This is a genomic window from Brachyspira sp. (genome assembly GCF_050873525.1).
Lineage (GTDB): Bacteria > Spirochaetota > Brachyspiria > Brachyspirales > Brachyspiraceae > Brachyspira.
In genome coordinates this window covers 1-4,704 of sequence record NZ_JBNMIZ010000208.1, presented here as the reverse complement: position 1 = coordinate 4,704, position 4,704 = coordinate 1, and the positions used below count along the sequence as shown (strand labels likewise).

Annotated in this window: 5 protein-coding genes and 1 tRNA gene; 3 read left to right on the top strand and 3 right to left on the bottom strand. The window is 29.8% G+C overall.

Translation table 11 applies throughout. The features are described 5' to 3' along the window. From ACR0QS_RS11255 to ACR0QS_RS11245, 3 genes are all read right to left on the bottom strand, one after another. Positions 1-430 (bottom strand): hypothetical protein (locus ACR0QS_RS11255; protein WP_432633544.1); only part of this gene is annotated, 430 nt, incomplete at its 3' end. Beyond that, positions 430-1,527 carry a signal peptide peptidase SppA gene (gene sppA, locus ACR0QS_RS11250; RefSeq protein ID WP_432633543.1) on the bottom strand — a complete coding sequence of 366 codons (1,098 nt, stop codon included), beginning with the start codon at positions 1,525-1,527 and terminating at the stop codon, positions 430-432. The genes ACR0QS_RS11255 and sppA, both read right to left, overlap by 1 nt. Continuing rightward, positions 1,434-3,305, bottom strand: coding sequence for a ribonuclease J (locus ACR0QS_RS11245; RefSeq protein WP_432633542.1), 1,872 nt, complete (start codon positions 3,303-3,305; stop codon positions 1,434-1,436). The genes sppA and ACR0QS_RS11245 overlap by 94 nt, the downstream gene beginning before the upstream one ends. Positions 3,306-3,487: 182 nt before the next feature. Between ACR0QS_RS11245 and ACR0QS_RS11240 the strand changes: the two genes are divergently transcribed. The 3 genes from ACR0QS_RS11240 to ACR0QS_RS11230 form a co-directional block, all read left to right on the top strand. Next, a tRNA-Tyr gene (locus ACR0QS_RS11240) sits at positions 3,488-3,570 on the top strand. Between the two features lie 28 nt (positions 3,571-3,598). Beyond that, positions 3,599-3,922, top strand: coding sequence for an STAS domain-containing protein (locus ACR0QS_RS11235; RefSeq protein ID WP_432633541.1), 324 nt, complete (start codon positions 3,599-3,601; stop codon positions 3,920-3,922). Positions 3,923-3,956: 34 nt separating this feature from the next. After that, positions 3,957-4,704 (top strand): AAA family ATPase (locus ACR0QS_RS11230; protein WP_432633540.1); only part of this gene is annotated, 748 nt, incomplete at its 3' end.

Here is a 4,704-nt window from a genome sequence, read left to right as displayed (position 1 = left end):
TATATAATAAAATTAAATAATATATTTGAATTACAACTAACGCCAAAAACTGAATAATGATAAGTCCCGCCGATTTTGAAAATATTAAAGTTATCGGAAGAATAAATATAAATATTCCGTAAATTCCAAAACAGTTTCGGACAAATATTTTCAAATTATTTCTATCGTTATTTTTAGAAAATATAAAAACTGTAAAATTAATAATCGCTATTTTTATAAAATTCGATACGGCTATATAAGCGGCTATTCCAAAAGTAATTATAAGAAGATTTAATATATTGCTTTTGCTTCCGATTGAATATAAAAATGAAATTGAAACCGTTAATGCCGTTATCAAATATATTATATAAGAATATTTAAAACTTATATTTTTTTTAATCGCTTCTTTTGGAAAGAGTAAATAATAATATAAATATTCGCAGATTTTCATTAATTTTCTCCCGCATAATTTGGAATATAAATATACATAGGAATTCCAATATATTTTGCGCTCATTATTTCTTCATAATATGGAATAACGGATTTTATTTTAATTTTAGCCGAAACATTTGAAAGCAGTAAATTTAATAAATTTTCTTTCTCTTCAGGTTTTTCGATTATATAAGGTTCTTCATCTTCGATTCCGCCCGTTTTTGCCGCGTCTTTTATCGCGTCTTGTAAAGTTCCTATAGAATCTATTAATCCGATTTCCAAAGCCATTTTACCGCTGAAAACTCTTCCGTCAAATATTTCGTCTCTGTTTCCTTTTATTTTATCTCCTCTTGATTCTTCGACTACATTAATAAACTGTTCGACAAATTCTCTCGTCATATTCTGCCAATATTCCAATTCGTCTTCTCTCGGTTCTCTAAAAGGCGAGAGCGAGTCTTTATTTCTTCCGCTTTTTACAGTATACATTTTTACTCCGTATTTATCCATCAAACCCGAAAGATTAATAAATTGAGATATTACGCCGATGCTTCCCGTGAGAGTCGATTCGTTTGCATATATTTTATCTGCTATCATTGAAATATAATATCCGCCGCTCGCAGCCATACTTCTAAAAGACGCTATTATCGGTTTTGGATATTTTTCTTTCAAATCTTTCAAATATTTTAAAGCCTCTTCGCAGGAAGTTAAAGCTCCGCCAGGGCTGTCGACTTGTAAAACGATTGCCTTAACATTATCGTCTTTCATATAATATTCAAAATCGTCCATCAAAGATTCCGTTACGGATTTCATTTCAATTCCGAAATTTGAAGTTCTTTTTTCATGCGAAATTACGCCGTTCAAATCGATTATCGCTATTCCTTCTCTTGCCGAAACGGGCATTGATTTTGTTAGATTGCTTCCTATTCGTATAGTTTTTACCGCCGAAATATTACTATTTTTTTCTCTCGAAAATATAGCGGTTATTCCAATCAAAATGGATATTAAAATAAGTATTGAAAATATTATAAATTTTTTATCTTTCTTTTCTTTCTTTGCATCATTCTTTTTAAAATAGCTTTCCTCTTCGTTAGTTTCTTTTTCTTCTTCGATTGACATATAGCCTCCGTATTATTTTTTATATTATTATGTTTATTAATAATTTCTTCATTATCGTTCGATTTTTCCAAAATATCAATATCGTTTATATAAAGCGAAACGAAAATAACAGGTTCTCGTCCGATTATTTGCATATATTTTTTTCTTAAAGCTTCTTTCACTTCGTATTTTATTGTAGAAGGAGTTTTTTTATTTCTTGATAGCAGTTTTTTTACAGATTCCGTTGCTGAAATAATTCCTTCTTTTCTTAATTCTTCCGTTTTTATTAATAAATTCTCTCTATCTCCGCCTTTATAAATAAAACCTTTGCTTTCCGTATCGACTTTTATATCGTAATTTCCAGATTGATTTTTTGAAAGAATGACATTTGCGACAACGACTCCGTTTAAAGAAAGCTGTTCTCTATCATGAAAAATGCTTTCTTCCAAATCGCCGACTCCCTTTCCGTCAACATATATATTTCTGATTTCTATCGGCTCGGATAATTTCGCTTCCAAATTTTTATCAATTTCCAAAACATATCCGTTATAAAGCAAAAAGCCTTTAGCGTTTAGTCCGTTTAAACTTTCCACAAGTTTTATATGATTTATTAAATGTCTTTTCTCTCCATGAATTGGAATAAAATATTTCGGTTTAACTAATCTATACATTAATTTTAAATCTTCGCTCGAAGCATGCCCCGATACATGAAGAAGTTTTTTATCTTCTCCAACCATTTTTGCGCCCAAATCGAAAAGATTATTTATCATTCTTGTAACAACCATTTCGTTTCCCGGGATTATGCTCGAAGAAAAAATTACCATATCTCCGTCTTCCACTTTAATATGTTTATGCGAACCGAACGCGATTAAAGATAACGAAGAATAAGGCTCTCCCTGAGTTCCCGTAGTTATGCAAACAATTTTTTCTCTCGGATATCGGTTTATTTTATCAATCGGAATAACTATATCGTATAGATTCAAATATCCCATCTCTTCTGCGATTTTTGTAAATTTGAGCAAACTTCTTCCCGAAAATGTCACATATTTTTTATTGACTTTTGCGGCGGTAACCAAATCCTGTATTCTTTCTATACTGCTTGCAAAGACGGCGACTATTATCATTCCGTCTTTATAAGAAAACATTGGAATTATTGAATCCTGAACTGCGCTTTCGCTTATTGAAAAACCTTCTCTTTGACAGTTGGTGGAATCGGCTAAAAGCAAAAGAACTCCGTTTTCTCCGTATTCGGCGAATTTATAAAGGTCGATAAATCTGTCGGTTGTCGGATTCAAGTCGATTTTGAAATCTCCCGTATGAATTATTATTCCCAAAGGAGTTTTTATTGCGACTCCGACTCCGTCTGGAATGCTGTGATTTACTCTTATAAATTCTATTTCAAAATTTATTCCCAATTTTATTTTATTTCTCGGTTCTAATTCGTATATTTTCGTTTCTTTATATTCGTTTTTATATTCGCTTAATTTCGCTTTTAAAAATGCGGCGGTTAATCTCGTTCCGTATATTTTTACATTTGGAAAATTTTGCAAAAAATGAGGAATCGCCCCAATATGGTCTTCATGTCCATGCGTAAGTATAAGTCCGATTATATTTTTATCTTTAAGGTAGGAAGTGTCTGGTATAACATAATCCACTCCAAGCATGTGGTATCTCGGAAACATAAAACCGCAGTCTATTATGATTAATTCGTTTCCATATTCAATGACTGTCATATTCATACCTATTTCTTGAACTCCGCCAAGCGGTATGATTCTTATTTTATCGTTATTATCGTTCATTAATCGGTATTCTATTATAATATGAATTTTCTTATTTTTTTATACTTAATATTTTAATTCTATTTTAACCGTAAAACCGCTTTTAGTCAAGGCAATTATTCGTATAATTATTATAAATTAGGCTTGACATTTTTTAACTAAATGTTATAATTTTTTTTAATTAAATTAATTTTAATATTAAAGGGTAGGTGGCCGAGCAGTCAATGGCAGCAGACTGTAAATCTGCCGACAGTAGTCTACGGGGGTGCGAATCCCTCCCTGCCCACATTTTTATTTTAAGTAAAGGAGATATTTTGGCTATAGAATTTAATAACGGATATTTATCTATAGTTATAGAATCCAATCTCTCTTTGCCCGAAGAAGTAAAAAAATTCAAGGAAGATTGCGAAGAAGCATGTTCCGTTTCAATACCCGCCGTAGTTTTGAATATGCAAAATGTCAAAGAAATAAACAGCGCGGGAATAGCTAAAATCCTCAAACTATTCAAAGATTTACAATCAATTAAAATCAAATTATTTATGACAAATGTTGACGAATCGATTACTCCAATTTTCAAAGATTTAATGATATTCACTCTTATTAAAGATTTCAAAGACGCTGAAGAGTTTTTATCGTAAAGTATAAAATTAAAGATTAATAGAGGGATTGACAATGAAAAAAGTAAAAAGCAGAATATTAAAAATTAGAAATTTTAAGAACATAGGACTTTCCAAAAAAGATAATGAATATCAAGAACTTTATTTAGATAGCTATTTGGATGATAAAATTGTAGGAAATCTCATAATACTTATAGGCGAAAATAATATAGGTAAATCTAATGTGTTAAAATCTATAAATATGATACAGGATACAAAAGATTGGGAAAAGAATAAAAATAGTTCAGATATTGATAATGATGAGTTTCAAAAAGAATTAAGTAATATTTTAGAAAATAATAGACCTAATAGTCCAGATTATAATGACAATTCTTTGATAGAACTAATAGATGAGAAAGAATATTCATATTCTGTGAATTTTGAAAATGAAAAATATGAAGTAAAAATAGAACCAAATCCTAACAAAATATATGATACAAAAAATATAGAAAAAATAAAAAAGTTATTAGAAAAATATTATAATTTATCTGAAGATGAATTATTGTATAAAGGATTAAAAGAAAAAGCTCAAAAAGGTCCTTTATTACCCAAAGAACAAGAGAGACTTGAAAAATATGAACGTGTATTGACTACTGATGTTGGTAAACAATATCAAAAAGATGCAAAAGCTCAAAATCTTTTAACATTACAAGCAGAATTTAATGCTTTGGATACAAAAGTAAAACAAGGAAAGTCCTTATCTACTGAAGAGAAGGGTACTTATAGTATATTAAAAGAATCTTTAAATTCAGAAGAAAGTAAAG

What these genes read in the sequence shown, in the direction of transcription:
- ACR0QS_RS11245 (WP_432633542.1), bottom strand. Translation starts at nt 3,305, where the DNA reads ATGAACGATAATAACGATAAAATAAGAATCATACCGCTTGGCGGAGTT.
- sppA (WP_432633543.1), bottom strand. Translation starts at nt 1,527, where the DNA reads ATGTCAATCGAAGAAGAAAAAGAAACTAACGAAGAGGAAAGCTATTTT.